We start from the raw sequence: 17,422 nt of genomic DNA, 5'->3' as shown, positions 1-17,422 counted from the left end.
TGGCTGAGGGCTCAGAAATGCAAGGAGCAAGACCTGCCCCCTGACCATCCAGCCTGTGAGCGACGCTTGAGACGAATGGTTAACCAAGGGGGTTCACGGCTCGTAGACATACGCTCTTGCAGAGAAATACACCTGTGCCGGGATCAACATGGTGTTGCCGCGCGGGCCATAATAAATCCCCTCAACGCAGAAAAAACTGCACCGGCACCACCAATTCCAGTGTGTTGTCGTCCATGGTGTCCGGCATCGCCGGCAGCGGTTGCGCACGTTCGATCATCTTCCGTACCTCTTCATCCAGCGTCACATGGCCGGCACTCTGCTGGATCCGGTAATCCAGCACCCGGCCTTCCCGGTCCACCATAAAGTAGAGCAACACCGTACCCTGCTGGCGGCGCAGGCGTGCTCGGCGAGGGTATTCCTTATGCCGCTCCAGCCAGGCCAGCAGCGTGGCGGCGTAGTCACGGGTGTCGCCGGGCAGGCCGCCGCCGGCGGTATTGTCGCCGCTGCCTGTGTTGTTCTGCTCGGTGCTACCACTGTTTCCCGCCGCGCCGGCTGTGCTGGCTTGTGGTGGCGGCGGGGGCTCTTTGACCGGGGTTGTGTCTGGTTTGGACTCAGGCACAGGCTCCGTTACCGGCTTTTTCACGGGCTCGGTTTTTTTGACCGGCTCAATGAGTTTTTCGGGGCGGGGCGGCGGGGTTTTCTCCGGCTCGGGCTCGGGCTCGGGCTCGGGCTCAAGTTCAGGTTCGAGCTCCACGGATTCCGGTTCCGGCGTATTGACAGGCTCGGGGGTATCTTCGCCCTGTTGCGCTTTGGCCCCGCCGACGGCCCTGCCCGCCGGGCCCAGTGCGATTTCCACGCCACCGGTACCCGCCGCTTTGGCCTGGCCCTCTGGCTCAGTGTGCGACGACCAGAAAACCAGGGCGACCGCGGCCAGATGCAACAGCGCGGCCACTGACAGGGCCAGAAACCAGCCGAACCTGCCCGGCGTCAGTGACGGTTCTCGTTGGCGGGAAGGCTCCTTACCTCGCTTGGCTGAAGGCGCTCTCATTCCGCTTGCGGCTCCGTCAGCAGGCGCAATGTTTTGACGCCCGCCTCATACAGCGCCTGGGTAAAGCGCACCAGGGCATTGCCCGGCAAATCTCCGTCGGCCTTCAAGGTAATGGCGGTTTGTGGTTGGGCCTGCAGGATCGTTTCGATCTGCGCCAGCAGTTGTGACCGGGTCATCGGCTCATTATCCAGCGCAAAACGGCCACCAGCACCCATCAGTATGACCAGGCTGTCAGGCTCGTGCTGACCTTGGCTGGTCGAGCTGGGTGGTACCACGTCAAACGGTTCGGTGACGCTCAGGCTGCCGGCAATCATAAAAAAAATCAGCAACAGGAACACCACATTAATCAGCGGCAGGATGCGCTCTTCGGTCTGGTCCGGACGGCGGTCGGGGAAGTGCATTATTGATCGCCCCTACCGTCATCAACGACTGTGGGCTGCCACTGTGGGTCTTCCACCAATCTCAGGGGCTGCACCCACGCCTCGTTCAATGCATCCATCACCACCACCACAGCCTGTACGGGAGTGTCGGCCAGCGGCTGCAGACTGACAGGCTGGCCCTTCGGACGTGACCTGGCCTGCTCAATCAGCTGTTCAGGGCTCATGCTCTCACCGTTGAGCCGCAGGGAATCTGCGCCAATCTGCACCACAAAGGGCATTTTATCTGAAGGGGCCGGTTCACCGGCGGCACTGGTATCCAGCGACAGGCTGCGCCAGTCCATAAAGCTGGAAGCGAGCATAAAGAACACCAGCAGAATAAACACCACATCGATCAGTGGTGTGAGGCTGATGGGGGATTTTCGCCGCCGCGACAGGCTGGCCAGTTTTTGCGGTGGGTTATAGGGTGTTTGCATGGGCCGGGGGTGCGTTGGTTTGCTGTTCCGGCAACTGAGACTGTCTTGCCGCCACGGTGGATTCAACGCCCGTTGCCCTGGTGCTTTCGGCCTCGGCGGACAGATCCTCGGTAAATACCTGCGTTACCAGATTGTCCATCTCATGGGCCAGATGATCCACCCGCCGCTCCAGCCAGTTGAGCAATGCCACCACCGGAATGGCGACACACAAACCCACGGCGGTGGTCAGCAGCGCTTCCCAGATACCGCCGGAGAGAATCGCCGGGTTGACCTTGTTACCCGCCGCTTCCAGTTGCTGGAACGCCTTGATCATACCCAGTACCGTTCCGAGCAGGCCCAGCAGCGGGGCCAGGGAACCGATGACTTCCAAAGGCCTGAGCCCCCGGCGCAACTGGAACAGGGCATCGCTGCCATAACGCAGCACTTCCTCACGCACCGCCACTTCCGATACTTTGCGACGCTGCCCGCGAATGGCCCGGGCCAACCCCTGAGCAGTTGGATTGGCACTAGTATCAGCGACCCTCAGGGCGTCTTCCACTTTACCTTGTTGCCAGAGCTCCAGCGCCTGCTGCGCCGGATTGCGCTGCCATAACCGGGCGCGCTGAAACTGGGCCAATTTCACCAGCACCACAGCCAATGCCACTACGGACATCAGCAGCAGTAACGCCACCACTGGCCCTCCGGTATCCAGCAAAGCCAAGGCGTCTGTCACCCACCCGGTCGGCGGCTCAGCTATGGCATCAGCCGTGTTTTCTAGCGTCGCGCTCCCCGGCTCGGCTTGCGCTGTCAGGCTTGTATCCTGCGACATGTCGTCCGAGGACGACACGTCTTCAACAGCCAGCCGCGTTTGCAGGTTTTCATTGGTCATGGGATAACGCCCTAAAAAAATGTGGCAGGAAACGACAGGTCGCCTCCCTAAATTTGCAATCAGCGTGTCATTGGTGCCGTGCCATCCAGGTAGCCACGAGTGCCGGTCTTGATGATTTTCATATCGGCCGCTCGGGGGCCCCAAAAACTCAGCTAACGGCGACTGGGCTTTCTTACAGTACTGATGGATGGAGCACGCCAAAGCAGCCAAACCCAACCCGAAATGATAGTAAGTGTCAGTGCGATCCAGCCGATGATCACTGCGACAACACCGTACGCCAAGTCGGGGAAGTGCTGTACACCGGCGACTTGAGTCCCGGAGCTGCGGATTTCTTCAATTCCGAAAGGAATCGATGCGACCAACACACCCAGAGAGACAACAATGGCCGCGCCAGTTCCGGGCCAACGGTGCCTGGATGGGCCGCTAGCACGGGCCAAACGACGGGCATGCAACCAAGTGCCAGTCAGAATCAGGCCGCACAAGACCAGGCCAAACAGGAACCAAATCACCTTGCTCCACAGGCCGCCGAAATCACCGAAATGCAGCGGATCAGCGGTATCGGACCACCGCCAGTAGAGCGAGTAGTCCTGCGGGGTCTGGGTGTACAGCACCTCGCCGGTGTTTCGATCCAGATGAATTTGATTGGCCCGGTCGCGAACCAGCAGGTGCCTCGCCTGGCCATCTACGTAAACAGCTCCATCGTCTCGAAAACGGATGGAACCAACAGCCAACTCCGGGCGTACCGAACTGACTCGGCCGACCAGCGCATCCAAAGACACCGACCGCGCTTGAAGTGCCGACTCCGGAGACGGCACAACATGAAGCGCATACTCGGCATCTGTCCCGGCATAGCTGATTTTCCCCAATCCCAACTCGTACTGCGCCCATTCATATAAGTACCAGGCGCCGGTCACACTGATGATAAGGACAAACCAGATGGCCCATAACCCGGCCGTCCGGTGAAGGTCGCTCCAGAATGTTCTACCCTGACCATGCGGCAAGCGGAAAAACCGGCGCCACCAACGTTTGTAGAATACCATTGCCGCAATCAGCGAGATCAGTAATGTGATGGCCAAGCTGCATATAAGATAGAAGCCGAAATCACCCTGAAAGAAGCTGTAATGGAAGGTCCGGAAGAACTGCTCGATATTGAATCCACTGGCATCCCCAAGAATGCGGGCCGAGTATGGATCGACATAAACCCAGCGTGATGGTTGCCCGGTCAAGCTTACCAATGCCCGAGTCGCGGAGCGCTCATAGGGGGGCGTCTCCAGCAGGGAAACTTCCGATGAGGGATAGGCCTGCTCAACAGCGTTGATGATCGCGCTCCAACTGACATGTTCCCCCTCCGGGTCAACCCGGAGCTCCGGTGTGACAAGCCACTCCAGCTCGTACGAGAGCACGGCAAAGGTACCACTCCAGCAGATCACGAAAAGCAGCAATCCGGTAATCACTCCGGTAAAACTGTGCACACGGAACCAGGTACGCTTGGCGCTCATCGAAACCTCGCCGGTGCGTCACCACCTTGACCAAGACCGGACAGCTCTGGGAGATGCTCCGCATAGTGCCGCCAACGGCCCACGGAGCCGGTATAGATGGGCTGGCGCACTTGCCAGCGGCTCGGCGTCTGCACGGTGCGACCACTGTTGTGGAACGCAAGGCACTGATCTTCCCAGGGAAGGTCGAGAAAACGGAGCATTCTCCGGGCCTGACCTTCCAGGTCGTTGACCACATCTTCATAGCGCACTTCCAGCATGGACAGCGGCAACACCTCTCGCCAATGCGTCATCAGGCGGCGGTATTCCCCGGCAAAGAAGCCAAGGTCATCAAAGTCAGTGGCCCACCGCTGTTCGGGGCTGAAGTTCTGCATCCAGGCTGACAGCCCCGTATCGCGCAAGTCCCGGGTGCAGTGAATAACGCGGGCGTTGGGAAACAACAGGGCCGCGAAAGCCAGATGGAAAAAATTGAGCGGTGATTTGTCAGTGATGGCGGCTTCCCGGCCCGAGGCGTCGCGCCGCAACGCGTCCAGGTATTCTTTGGCCAGCACCAGGCTTTCCGGTTGATCCAGTGCCGCAGCCGCGTTCCGGGAGGCCTGGACCGAACCGCCCCACAGCCGGTCCGCCAGCCGGGGAAGCGTGGGCAATTCCCCCGCGCCGTGAATCAGCGAGTGCGCGGCCAGGATCTGCTCTGCAAGCGTGGTCCCTGAACGGGGCAGACCGACGATGAATACCGGTTGGGGCGTGCCGATACCATAGGCGCTGCGATCGGTGAAGAACGCTTTGGTGCAGGTGTCAATGTAGTCATCCACGCGGGCAGTAAGGGCATCGCGATCAAGCTGCCCCGCCGAACGGCGCCGCGCTGCATTAGCCAGACGACCGGCCTCGGCGGCCCGGGCAAAGGCGTGACGACGGTCATGGTGGCGGGCAAGACCATAGCCGATCAAGGAACGGGCCTGGTCCGGGGTCGCCTCGGCCCGTAAAGCATGATCGGCATGCTCGAGCACCGACACTTCCAGTGAATCACCTGCGAGCGGCAGGTAATGACACAGGGCGAGTCCATGGCCAGGCCGACGTGCCAATGCATTTCGATAACAGTCGGCAGCACTCTCCCGTTCCCCCAGATCCTCCAGCGATCGTCCCAGCCCGAACCAAGCGTCCGCATCGTCGGCATCACGCGCCAAGGCATGACGAAAAAGCGTCGACGCCTGCACTACTTGTCCCGCATCTGAAAGATGATGACCGAGCTTGACGGCAGCACCATGCAGTCCCGCATCGTACTTCACAGCCCGCTGGAAACAGGCCACAGCATCGTGCATCTGTCCCACGCGTACCAGCAGATTGCCGAGACTCATGTAACTGTCGGCGCGGGTCGGATCAATCCGAAGGGCATGTTTCAGTGCATCGAAAGCCTGCTCCACAGGGCCGATTTTCATTAACGCTGTACCGAGGTTGTGCCAACCATCGACATGCTGCCCATCGATTTCGACGGCGCGCCGGAACGCACCTATGGCCTCCGTCCAATCACCGAAGGCCGCACATACCCGCCCAAGATCGGACCAGCCGCGCGGGTCACCAGGAGCCACCTCGGTGGCACGCACCGCAGCGGTTCGTGCAGGCTCCCTCTCGCACAAGGCGGCATGAATCTGGCCCAGGAAGCGATAGGCCTCGGCCGAGTCCGGCCGCTCCGCCAGCCGAACCCGGCAGGCGTTGATCGCTGCGGCGCTATCGCCAGCGTCCAGCGCAGTTTGCACCGTCTCCCTCAATTGGGAATCAGAACCTGTCTGGCCCACTTGGGGAACGCCAGACCGTGTAGAACTCATGCTCTAACCTTTAAGGCATAAAAGATCATAACCTCAGAACCGGAACTTCAGAGAGGCCATCACATTGAATGGCGCTCCGAACTGGTTATAACCGTGCGGTGATCCGGGCGCCTCCACATAAACTTTGTCAGTCAAGTTGCGGATATTGAGCCGCATCTCCACTGCTTCCCGCGGTCGGTAGAACGCTACGGCATCATAGCGAGTGTACGAGTCACTGGTGAAGTCTTCGGTCATGTCCAAATGGTAGCCGCTGTGGAAAAACGCACCACCGCCGAATCCAAACCCTTGCAGAGGCCCGGATTGAAACTCGTAAGTGGCGAACACGCGGCCTACGTAATCAATGGGAATGCGTTGGGGGCTGAAGCCCTCGAAGCCGTCGTTGCTCTCAGTCACCTCGGCATCTACATAGGACGCATTGGCATGTATTTTCAGGCCCGTGATCGGTTCACCGTTGATATCCAGTTCGACCCCTTCGTGGCGCTGCTCACCCACAGCGATGGAGAAACCCGGGTTGTCCTGATCGGCCGTGGCCACGTTCTGCCGCTCGGTACGGAATATAGACAAGGAACCGCCCAGCCGACCGGCAAAAGCATCCACCTTCAGACCAATCTCCTGGTTGTCGCCGGTTTCCGGCTCGATCAGATCGCCATCCACGGTAGTGGCAAAAGCGTTGGGCGAGAAAGACTCCTGGTAGCCACCGTAAACACTCAGACTCGGGGTCAGGGCATAGGTGGCACCAAGACGCCCGGTGAAGGACGACGCATCACCCTCCTGCCGGTCCCCGGAGGTCCTGTTCAGGAAACTGGAGTCGGCCCAGTCCTGGCGACCGGCAGCCACCAGAGTCAAACGCTCGACGGGCCGGTAAACCAGTTGTCCGAAGAGGCCCGTCTGCTCCAGCGTCACCTCCCGGTTGTCGGCAAGGTTCGCCTTCAGCTGGTTCACGGGCGTGGCGGTAAAATCGTTTTCGGGATTGAATATGTTGTCCGCACCCATGAACTGGTAGGCGTTCAGGAACTCGTTGGTCTGGTCCCGGTGATCTACCCCCAGGATGACCTCGTGCTCCCGATCCGCGCCGAAGCCCTTGCGGAAGAAGAGTTCCCCGGAGAGGGTCTCCCAATCGCTTTCCCGGTAACCGGTGTAGATGTCTGCGGTACCGTCGTTATCGGCCCCGCCAAAGGTAAAGGCGTACAGATCGCGGGACGCAAGTTCGCTGCGCTCGTAACCCAGTTTGGCCGACAGCTCCAGATTGTCCACGAACTCGTGATCGTAGTGAAGTTCCGAGTCGTTCCCCTCGAAATCCGTGAAGGCGCCGTTGTCACTGCCACCGCCAATGTTTTCGCGGCGCGAGATATCCGGGCGTTCGCCATTTTTTAGGAAGGGAAACCCGTCATAGCTGGAGCCATCGAACTTCTGAAAACGGTGGGAGACGAACAGCGTCCCCCGACCCTCGAACAGATCCAGCTCCAACGATGGCATGGCCGTGTATTGCCGCACGTCCACTTCATCGACGAAGTTACCGCCGTCCTCAACCGCTGCGACCAGACGGCCGCGCACGGTTTCACCCTCACTCAACACTTGGTTGGTATCAAGAACGCCGCGTTTGAAATCGAACGATCCGGCTTGAATTTGCGCTTCGGTAAAATCACGGCCCTGGGGCTTTTTCGTAATGCGATTGATGACACCGCCGGGCGAAGCGGCGCCGCCGGTGATCGAGGCCGGTCCCTTCAATACCTCGTAGCGCTCAATAATTGCAGGATCAGGCGCGAAGTTACCGTCCGTGGCCAGGCCGTTTTCTTTGAAACCATTGAAGCTGCCGGCAAAGGAACCAACCTGGAAACCGCGAATATTCATCCCCTCAGAGCGACCCAGACGATAATTGCTGCGCGATACGCTGCTCACGTTCTCCATGGCATCACCCTGAGTGCGTGACACCGTGTCCTCCATCAGGTCACCGGTGACGATGCCGATGGAGACCGGTGTTTCCATCACCGACAGGCGGCTGCGCGTAGCGGTGGTGGCATAATCTGCCTTATAGCCTTGCACGGGATCACCTACCAGGGACGATGCCTCGGCCGCCTCCACCTTGATCGGGTCCAGCTGTATGGGCCCCCGCCCCGCCTGTGCCGCCACCAGTGTCACCTGGTTCTCACCCGCGAAGCGGTAACTAAGCCCGCTGTCGGCCAGCAGTGTGCGCAGGGCCTGCTCCACCGAATACTCCCCTAGCAGCCCCTGACTGGTTTTGCCCCGGGTCAGGTCGGTGGAGACGGACAGGTCGATACCAGCTTCCAGCGCAAAGCGGTTAAGCACCGCATCAAGAGGGCCGCCTTTGATATTGAATTGGCGCTGCTGGCTACTTTGTATGCTGGTCGCGCCCGCATCCCCGGTTTGTGATAGTGCCGGCATTGGTGCGCCAGTACCAAGTGCAGCAGCGATGGCCAGGGAAAGCAGGGTGCGCGGCTGGGCACGGTAGGTGTTCAACCGAAAATGAGTGGCTACAGGTGTTGGCATTGTTGATCCCCAAGGCTGAATCAATGTTCTCTATTGACTCTTCCGAACGAGATCGCCAAATCCGTAAGATTTTTTGGGGGGCTCTTCACAAGGGCGGAATAACCGCGCACTGCCAGTGTGTAAACGTTATTGCAAGGCGTTCTCTCGAGCTCGATCCAGGTGAAACCCTTGTTCCCGTATCTCGCCAACAAAGCCGACCATGATAAGCATCAATACCCGCGATGAGTCGCTGTAAGATGTTCTGCAATCCTGATGCCTGGCATCGGGCTATTCAGGTACGGTCGGCACGACCTTCACCCAGTAATCGGTGCGGTAGTTGAGCGCTACCGGCAGGCTGGCGGCGAGGCTTTGCAGGGCACGGTCGGTATCCTGGAGAGTGAAGACGCCGCTGATGGTGAAATCCGCCACGGCTTTGTCATAGAGGGTAAAGCCGGGGCGGTAGCGGGCGATTTCCCCCACAAAGTCCGCCACCCGCATTCCCTGGGCTACCAGTTTGCCCTGCCGCCAGCTGGCGGCGGCGGTCGAAGAGGGCTGCGGGGCAGCGACGCTATTCTGTCTGAAGTGGATGCTTTGCCCAGCATCTACCCGCTGCCGCTGCCCACCCATGGCAGGGCGAACCTCTACGGCGCCGTCCAATACAGCCAGATGAATATGGTCTTTGTGCTGGCGTACGGTAAATTCAGTGCCCAGCGCCTCGATCTCGCCAGCAGCGGTTTCCACGATAAAGTGGCGGCGCGGGGTTTCGTGGCCGGTTTTCAGTTGTATCTCGCCCTGATACAGATGAATACGCCGTTGCTGGCTGGAAAAGCTCACATCCACAGCGCTGTCGGTGTTCAGGACCAGCTCAGTGCCATCTTCCAGATGAAAGGTGCGGATTTCACCGACATTAGTGCGGTGTTGGGCCAGCATGGCACGGCCGGTGAGCGTATAGGGCAACCCCACGGCGCCAATACCAACACCCGCCCCGCCAACGGCCATGGCCTTGAGAAAGCGACGGCGAGACATGACTGCATGCTGTGCCTTTCCCAGTGCACGTGATAAACCGCTGCTTTGCGGGACCGTGGCGAACTTGCCCGAGACCTGGCACAGGCGCTGCCAAGCCTGTTCGTTAGCGGGATGCTCCGCGCGCCAGCGCTCGCAGTTGATTTGGTCATGCTCGCTGGCATCGTCAGCCAACAGCCGCGCCATCCAAGTCGCGGCCTGTTCGATGTGTCCATCATTGTACGAGGGTGTCTCGGCCGTTTTGCCATGCTGCCCCCCCATCGTCAGGCGTCTTCCAGCGCCAGACAACAGGCAGCCAGGCCTCGCGCCACGTATTTCTCGACGGATGAGACAGAAACCTGAAGTTCCCTTGCAATAACCGCATAGCTGAGCCCTTCCAGTTGGCGCATCAGCAGAGCCTGGCTCACTTTGCCGGGCAAGCCGTCGAGCAGGCTGTCGATTTCGACCAGGGTTTCGATGATGGCGTGATGCATTTCCGGGCCCGGGACGCAGGGCTCCGGCCGCTGACTCAGGCTTTCCAGGTAGGCTTGCTCAATCTGTTGCCGGCGGTAGCGGTCTATCATCAACCCTTTGGCAATGCGGGTAAGAAAGCGGCGCGATTCGGTCTGCGGCGGTAACTTGCCGGTTTTCAGCAGACGCACGAAGGTGTCCTGGGCCAGATCAGCCGCAGCCTCGGAACAACCCACGCGAGAATACAGCCAGCCCCGCAACCAAGGCTGGTTTTCTTTGTACAGGCTGCTCAAGGAATAAACACTTTCGGCTGGCGGCATATAAGCTCAAGCACATGGGAAGCGATAACCGAGAATGATAACGATTCCTATAATCAAGATCAAATTTTACTCTATTGCCGAATGCCAACCCGCTGTCACAACAAAAAAGCCCAGCATCGCCGGGCTTTCGCTGTTAACTATTCACTATTAACTGTTAACTGCCTTTACTCCACCGTCACCGACTTCGCCAGCTTCCTCGGCTGATCCCCATCGGTCCCCCGCAGCACGGCCACGTGGTAGCTGAGCAACTGCAACGGCACGGTATAGACGATCGGGGCAATGGTTTCCGGCACCGCCGGCATGTTCAGCACGTGAATTCCTTCACCTTCTTTAACGTGGGCGTTTTTGTCGGCGAATACGTACAGCTCACCGCCGCGGGCGCGGACTTCCTGCAGGTTGGATTTGAGCTTTTCCAGCAGTTCGTCGTTGGGCGCCACGGAGACCACCGGCATGTCGCTGTCTACCAGCGCCAGGGGGCCGTGCTTGAGCTCGCCGGCCGGGTAGGCTTCGGCGTGGATGTAGGAGATTTCCTTGAGCTTGAGGGCACCTTCCAGGGCCACCGGGAATTGCACGCCACGGCCCAGGAACAGGGTGTGGTGTTTTTCCACGAAGGCTTCGGAAAGCTTCTCGATGGGCTTGTCCAGAGCTACGGTTTGTTCAATCAGGTTGGGCAGCTGGCGCAGTTCATCCAGGATCCCTTCGATGCGGGCATCATCCAGGCCTTTCTGGCGGCCCAGGGACAGCACCAGCATGAGCAGGCCGGTTAGCTGGGTGGTGAAGGCCTTGGTGGAGGCCACGCCGATTTCCGGGCCGGCCTTTGTGAGGAAGACCAGTTCGGATTCGCGCACCAGGGAGGAGCTGTCCACGTTACAGATGGCCAGGCGACCCACGTAGTTGGGTGACTGGGTGTCACGCAGGGCCGCCAGGGTGTCGGCGGTTTCGCCGCTCTGGGAGATGGTGACGAACAGGGTGCCTTCCGGTACCACGTGGTTGCGGTAGCGGAATTCACTGGCCACTTCTACCTGGCAGGGAATGCCGGCGATATCTTCCAGCCAGTAACGGGCCACCATGCCGGCGTGGTAGCTGGTGCCGCAGGCGACGATCTGCACGGTTTTCACGCGGTCGAAGATGGCCGGGGCTTTTTCGCCGAAGGCGTCGATCAGGCTCGCCGGGCTGTCGATACGCCCTTCCAGGGTTTTCTGGATGGCCGCCGGCTGCTCGAAGATTTCCTTCTGCATGTAGTGGCGGTATTCGCCTTTTTCCGCGTCTTCGTGGGTGCCGTCGAATTCGTGGGTGTCACGGCTGGCGGCGTTGCCTTGTGCATCGACGATGCGGACGTTGTCGGTGCTGATTTCTGCCTGGTCGCCTTCTTCCAGGAAGATGAAACGGTTGGTCACCGGCAGCAGGGCCAGTTGATCGGATGCAATGTAGTTTTCGTCGATGCCCAGGCCGATGACCAGCGGGCTGCCGGAACGCACAGCCACCAGCTTGTGGGGCTCGTCCTTGTGGATGACACCCAGTGCGTAGGCGCCATCCAGTTTCTTCACTACCTGCTGAACGGCGGCGAACAGATCCACGCCAGTGTCCAGCACTTGGTGGAGCAGGTGCACAATCACTTCGGTGTCGGTCTGCGACTGGAAGGCGTAACCGGCAGCTTCCAGTTCGTCTTTCAGTTCCTGGAAGTTTTCGATGATGCCGTTGTGCACCAGGGCCAGATCGCTGCCGGACATGTGCGGGTGGGCATTGTCTTCGGAGGGTTTGCCGTGGGTGGCCCAGCGGGTGTGGGCGATGCCGGTGAAGCCACTGGCATGCTGTTCCGTGGTAGCGGCTTCCAGACCGGCCACCTTGCCCTGGCGACGCACTCGGGTAATGCCGGAATCATTGAGCAGCGCCACACCGGCGCTGTCGTAGCCCCGGTATTCCAGGCGCTTGAGGCCAGTGATCAGGATATTGGTCACATTACGCTGGGCAATGGCCCCGACGATTCCACACATGTTGGTTTCCTTGAATATTGCTTGCCGGCAGTGCTTGCGGGTTCACTGCCCTGTCTATTCGCCATGCGAGCATGGCTCCAACGAATTCGATTATTTCTTTTGCGGCCGTTTCCAGTCGCTGACGTTGCGTTGCTGGCCACGGGCCACAGCCAGGCCATTATCGTCCACGTCCTTGGTGATGGTGCTGCCGGCGCCGACAGTGGCATTTTCACCGATGGTGACCGGTGCCACCAGTGAAGAATTGGAGCCGATGAAGGCACCATCTTTCATCACTGTCTGGAATTTGTTGGCGCCATCGTAATTGCAGGTGATGGTGCCCGCACCCACATTGACGCCCTTGCCGATCTGGCTATCGCCGATGTAGGTAAGATGGTTCACCTTGGAACCCTCGCCCACGTAGGACTTCTTGGTTTCCACAAAGTTGCCGATCTTGGCCTTGTCGGCCAATTCCGTGCCGGGGCGCAGACGGGCATAGGGGCCAATGGTGCATTGCTCGCCAACAATGGCGCCATCCACCAGGCTGTTGGCCTCGATGACGGTGCCGGCACCAATATTGGTATCACGGATAATGCAGTTGGGGCCGATGACCACGCCCTCTTCGATGGTCACGTCGCCTTCCAGCACCACGTTCACATCAATGATCACGTCGCTGGCGATCTGCACGCTGCCGCGCACGTCCAGGCGGTTCGGATCGCGCAGGGTGACACCGTCGCGCATCAGGGATTCCGCCTGGGCCAGCTGGTAGAGTCGCTCCAGGCGGGACAGCTGCACCCGGTCATTGATGCCATCCACTTCCCAGGGGAATTCCGGCTGCAGGGTTTCCACCGTCAGGCCGGACTGCACCGCCATGGCGATCACGTCGGTCAGGTAGTATTCGCCCTGGGCATTGTTGCTGGACAGTTTTGGCAGGCAGTCGTCCAGGAAACTACGGGTACAGGCGAGGATGCCGGTGTTGATTTCCGGGATACCCAGCTCCGCTTCGCTGGCGTCTTTCTGCTCGACGATACGCTGCACTTTGTCCTGGCCATCACGGACGATACGGCCATAGCCACGGGGATCATCCAGGGTCAGGGTCATCAGCGCCAGGGTCTTGTCATCCACGGAGTCAACAAAATCCCGCAGGGTTTCCGGGCGGATCAGGGGGACGTCACCGTACAGCACCAGTACGATATCTTCCTTGACCAGGGGCATGGCCTGGGCCACTGCATGGCCGGTACCCAACTGCTCGGCCTGCTCGGCCCACTGCAGGTGATCGCCGTTGACGATGTGCTTGACCTGATCACCACCGTGACCGTAGACGATGATGGTGTTGTCGGCGGCCAGGCTGGTGGCGGCATCCACCACATGCTGGACCATGGCCTTGCCGGCCACCTCATGCAGCACCTTGGGCAGCGCACTTTTCATGCGTGTGCCTTTGCCGGCGGCGAGAATAACGACTGCAATAGACCCTGAACTCATACCCTGTCCTTATGTTTTACCCTTGTCCCGATACGCCGTGCGGCTTTATAGCATGACATCGTGACATTTCTGTCTCTTAACCTGAATCCATGACAGAAACAAAAAAGGGTAGCACTTGGCTACCCTCCTCTGTGTTGAAGAATTGCAAAAGGTGCTTACCGCCCTTTCTTCTTCAACTGTTGAATTGCTCGCAACTGGGCCACGGCCTCGGCCAGGGTAGCGGCGGCACGGGAGTAATCCATTTCGGAATTCTTCCCTTCCAACGCTTCCTTGGCGCGCTGTTTTGCCTGTTCGGCAGCGGCAGCGTCCATGTTGTCGGCACGTTCTGCGGTATCGGCCAGCACAGTCACCAGCTTCGGCTGCACTTCCAGGAAGCCGCCGGATACATAGAACACTTCTTCTTCACCATTCTGCTTCTTCACCCGTACCGGACCCGGCTTGAGCCGGGTCAGCAGCGGGGCGTGGCCCGGCATGATACCGAGATCGCCTTCCACACCGGAGGCCACCACGATTTCAACCAGACCGGAGAACAGCTGGCGTTCTGCACTAACAATGTCGCAATGCACGGTCATCGCCATTTGCTTGTCTCCCGGTGCAGGTTACTTGCTACGTTTGTTGTAGGCTTCTACCACTTCGTCGATAGAACCCTTCATGTAGAAATCCTGCTCCGGGATGTGATCGTAATCACCGTCAAGGATGCCCCGGAAACCGGTGAGGGTGTCCTTCAGGGAAACATACTTGCCCGGAGAGCCAGTAAATACTTCGGCCACGAAGAACGGCTGGGACAGGTAACGTTCGATCTTACGAGCACGGGCAACGATGGTCTTGTCTTCTTCAGACAGTTCGTCCATGCCCAGGATCGCAATGATGTCCTTCAGTTCCTTGAAGCGCTGCAGTACGGACTGCACGCCACGGGCCACGTCGTAGTGTTCCTGACCAATCACCAGCGGGTCAAGCTGACGAGAGGTGGAATCCAGCGGATCGATCGCCGGGTAGATACCCTTGGAGGCGATGTCACGGCTCAGCACCACGGTCGCATCAAGGTGAGCAAAGGTGGTTGCCGGAGACGGGTCAGTCAAGTCATCCGCAGGGACGTATACGGCCTGAACGGAGGTAATGGAACCGGTCTTGGTGGACGTAATACGTTCCTGCAGAACGCCCATCTCTTCCGCCAGGGTCGGCTGGTAACCTACCGCTGAAGGCATACGGCCCAGCAGTGCAGATACTTCGGTACCGGCCAGGGTGTAACGGTAGATGTTATCCACGAAGAACAGTACGTCACGGCCTTCGTCACGGAACTTCTCGGCCATGGTCAGACCGGTCAGCGCTACACGCAGACGGTTACCTGGCGGCTCGTTCATCTGACCGTAAACCAGCGATACCTTATCCAGTACGTTGGAGTCCTTCATTTCGTGGTAGAAGTCGTTACCCTCACGAGTACGCTCACCCACACCGGCAAACACGGAGAAACCGGAGTGCTCGATCGCGATGTTCCGGATCAGCTCCATCATGTTTACGGTTTTACCTACACCCGCACCACCGAACAGGCCAACCTTACCGCCTTTGGCGAAAGGACAAACCAGGTCGATTACCTTGATGCCGGTTTCCAGCAGTTCGTTGGTGGCTGCCTGGTCCGCATAGGTAGGAGCAGCACGGTGAATCGGCATGCGCTCTTCTTCACCGATCGGGCCGGCTTCGTCGATGGGTCGACCCAGCACGTCCATGATACGGCCCAGGGTCTTGGTGCCCACCGGAACCTGAATCGGCTCACCAGTGTCGACCACGTCAAGACCACGCTTCAGACCTTCGGTGGAGCCCATGGCAATGGTACGGACAACGCCGTCGCCCAGCTGCTGCTGAACTTCCAGCGTGGTTTCAGTACCGTCCACGGTGAGGGCGTCATATACCTTCGGCACGCCGTCGCGCGGGAATTCCACGTCGATCACAGCACCGATGATCTGAACAATACGACCGCTACTCATGCTTGCATCCTCTTAACTTGCGTTTTTGCCGCGTTCTTTCTACCAGTCTGCTGACAAATCAGACCGCAGCAGCACCACCAACGATTTCGGAGATTTCCTGCGTAATAGCAGCCTGGCGTGCTTTGTTGTACACCAGCTGCAGATCACGAATGATGTCGCCGGCGTTATCACTGGCCGCTTTCATCGCTACCATTCGCGCTGCCTGCTCACAGGCATTGTTTTCTACCACACCCTGATACACCTGGGACTCGATGAACCGCACCAGCAACTCGTCGAGCAGGGCTTTCGGAGCCGGCTCGTAAATATAGTCCCAGTGGCGCTTGAACTCTTCATCGTCTGCTGCTTCCAGCGGCAGCATCTGAATGTTCTTGGGCGCCTGGGTCATGGTGTTCACGAACTCGTTGTACACGATGTACAAGCGGTCGATCTCACCATTTTCGTAGGCATCCAGCATCACCTTGATGGAACCGATCAGGTCGTTCAGGTGCGGGGCATCCCCCAGACCGGACACTGTCGCTTCCACGTTGCCGCCAACACTCTTGAAGAAGCTGACGCCCTTGGAACCCACCACACAGTATTGGGCTTTGGCGCCTTGCTCTTCCCACGCTCTCGCGCTTTTGACGACATTCTTGAGCAGGTTGACGTTGAGGCCACCGCAGAGACCCCGATCGGAGGTCACCACGATGTAGCCAACGTTCTTCACTTCCCGCTCTTGCAGGTAAATGTGCCGGTATTCCAGATCGGCATTGGCCAGATGTGCAACCACCTGACGCATGCGAGTCGCGTAGGGCTTGCTTGCCGCCATACGCTCCTGCGCTTTACGCATCTTGGAGGCTGCCACCATTTCCATTGCACGGGTAATTTTCTTCGTGCTCTGGACGCTGGCAATTTTGCCTTTGATCTCTTTACCGCTGGCCATAGGAAGTACCCTTTTTCAGCGAATTACCAGGTCTGGGTGGCTTTGAACTGATCGAGAGATTCTTTGATCTCGGCTTCGATCTCGCCGTTGTAGTCACCCTTCTCGTTGATCTTGTCCATCAACGCTTTCTTTTCGCTGTTCATGTAGTCCAGCAGAGCCGCTTCGAAGGCGCCGATTTTCTCGACTTCCATCCCTTTCAGGTAACCTTCGTTCGCTGCGTACAGAACAACACCCATCTCGGCAACGCTCATGGGGCTGTACTGCTTCTGTTTCATCAGCTCGGTAACCGCCTGACCGTGCTCCAGCTGTTCGCGGGTGGAGTCATCCAGGTCGGACGCGAACTGGGCGAATGCCGCCAGTTCACGGTACTGAGCCAGAGCCAGACGAATACCACCGCCGAGCTTCTTGACGATCTTGGTCTGCGCGGAACCACCTACACGGGATACGGATACACCCGCGTTCATCGCCGGACGAATACCGGAGTTGAACAGGTCGGTTTCCAGGAAGATCTGACCATCGGTAATGGAAATTACGCTGGTCGGTACGAAAGTGGAAAAGTCACCACCCTGGGTTTGGATGATCGGCAGTGCGGTCAGAGAACCGGTTTTGCCTTTCACTTCACCGTTGGTGAACTGCTCAACGTAATCTTCGTTTACCTTAGCGGCGCGTTCCAGCAGACGGGAGTGCAGGTAGAACACGTC

Annotated in this window: 14 protein-coding genes and 2 pseudogenes; all 16 read right to left on the bottom strand. The window is 59.0% G+C overall.

The genetic code is table 11. From position 1 onward, the window contains the following. Positions 1-181: 181 nt before the first annotated feature. The gene (locus ACFE0K_RS09645) at positions 182-1,048 is read right to left on the bottom strand and encodes an energy transducer TonB (RefSeq protein WP_434535861.1); all 867 of its coding nucleotides are present in this window, start codon (positions 1,046-1,048) and stop codon (positions 182-184) included. Further along, a complete protein-coding gene (locus tag ACFE0K_RS09640; RefSeq protein WP_434535860.1) occupies positions 1,045-1,449 on the bottom strand; it encodes an ExbD/TolR family protein in 405 nt (134 codons plus the stop codon). The genes ACFE0K_RS09645 and ACFE0K_RS09640 overlap by 4 nt, the downstream gene beginning before the upstream one ends. Further along, complete coding sequence (locus ACFE0K_RS09635; RefSeq protein WP_434535859.1) at positions 1,449-1,901, bottom strand: ExbD/TolR family protein; 453 nt, start codon at positions 1,899-1,901, stop codon at positions 1,449-1,451. The genes ACFE0K_RS09640 and ACFE0K_RS09635 overlap by 1 nt, the downstream gene beginning before the upstream one ends. Then, entirely contained in the window at positions 1,885-2,769 is an 885-nt protein-coding gene (locus ACFE0K_RS09630) for a MotA/TolQ/ExbB proton channel family protein (protein WP_434535858.1), read from the bottom strand. The genes ACFE0K_RS09635 and ACFE0K_RS09630 overlap by 17 nt, the downstream gene beginning before the upstream one ends. A gap of 152 nt (positions 2,770-2,921) precedes the next feature. Continuing rightward, complete coding sequence (locus ACFE0K_RS09625) at positions 2,922-4,268, bottom strand: PepSY-associated TM helix domain-containing protein (protein ID WP_434535857.1); 1,347 nt, start codon at positions 4,266-4,268, stop codon at positions 2,922-2,924. Next, positions 4,265-6,019: a tetratricopeptide repeat-containing sulfotransferase family protein gene (locus ACFE0K_RS09620; protein ID WP_434535856.1), complete on the bottom strand. Its 1,755-nt coding sequence runs from the start codon at positions 6,017-6,019 to the stop codon at positions 4,265-4,267. Before ACFE0K_RS09620 ends, ACFE0K_RS09625 begins: the two co-directional genes overlap by 4 nt. Before the next feature lie 102 nt (positions 6,020-6,121). Beyond that, positions 6,122-8,596 carry a TonB-dependent siderophore receptor gene (locus ACFE0K_RS09615; protein WP_434535855.1) on the bottom strand — a complete coding sequence of 825 codons (2,475 nt, stop codon included), beginning with the start codon at positions 8,594-8,596 and terminating at the stop codon, positions 6,122-6,124. Positions 8,597-8,863: 267 nt separating this feature from the next. Further along, positions 8,864-9,601 carry a FecR domain-containing protein gene (locus ACFE0K_RS09610; protein WP_434535874.1) on the bottom strand — a complete coding sequence of 246 codons (738 nt, stop codon included), beginning with the start codon at positions 9,599-9,601 and terminating at the stop codon, positions 8,864-8,866. A gap of 84 nt (positions 9,602-9,685) precedes the next feature. Next, positions 9,686-9,859, bottom strand: a pseudogene (locus tag ACFE0K_RS09605) (FecR/PupR family sigma factor regulator); the annotation flags it as partial. A 2-nt stretch (positions 9,860-9,861) separates the two neighbouring features. Continuing rightward, entirely contained in the window at positions 9,862-10,341 is a 480-nt protein-coding gene (locus tag ACFE0K_RS09600; RefSeq protein WP_434535854.1) for a sigma-70 family RNA polymerase sigma factor, read from the bottom strand. A gap of 191 nt (positions 10,342-10,532) precedes the next feature. Further along, positions 10,533-12,362, bottom strand: coding sequence for a glutamine--fructose-6-phosphate transaminase (isomerizing) (gene glmS, locus ACFE0K_RS09595; RefSeq protein ID WP_434535853.1), 1,830 nt, complete (start codon positions 12,360-12,362; stop codon positions 10,533-10,535). A 90-nt stretch (positions 12,363-12,452) separates the two neighbouring features. After that, complete coding sequence (glmU, locus tag ACFE0K_RS09590) at positions 12,453-13,820, bottom strand: bifunctional UDP-N-acetylglucosamine diphosphorylase/glucosamine-1-phosphate N-acetyltransferase GlmU (protein WP_434535852.1); 1,368 nt, start codon at positions 13,818-13,820, stop codon at positions 12,453-12,455. A gap of 155 nt (positions 13,821-13,975) precedes the next feature. Beyond that, complete coding sequence (locus ACFE0K_RS09585) at positions 13,976-14,398, bottom strand: F0F1 ATP synthase subunit epsilon (protein ID WP_434535851.1); 423 nt, start codon at positions 14,396-14,398, stop codon at positions 13,976-13,978. 21 nt (positions 14,399-14,419) lie between these two features. Continuing rightward, complete coding sequence (gene atpD, locus ACFE0K_RS09580) at positions 14,420-15,802, bottom strand: F0F1 ATP synthase subunit beta (RefSeq protein WP_272974851.1); 1,383 nt, start codon at positions 15,800-15,802, stop codon at positions 14,420-14,422. Between the two features lie 58 nt (positions 15,803-15,860). After that, positions 15,861-16,721: a F0F1 ATP synthase subunit gamma gene (gene atpG, locus ACFE0K_RS09575; RefSeq protein WP_434535850.1), complete on the bottom strand. Its 861-nt coding sequence runs from the start codon at positions 16,719-16,721 to the stop codon at positions 15,861-15,863. Between the two features lie 23 nt (positions 16,722-16,744). Then, positions 16,745-17,422, bottom strand: a pseudogene (locus tag ACFE0K_RS09570) (F0F1 ATP synthase subunit alpha); the annotation flags it as partial.

The organism is Alcanivorax sp., from assembly GCF_051117345.1.
Classification (GTDB): domain Bacteria; phylum Pseudomonadota; class Gammaproteobacteria; order Pseudomonadales; family Alcanivoracaceae; genus Alcanivorax.
This window is presented reverse-complemented; position numbering and strand designations above follow the sequence as displayed.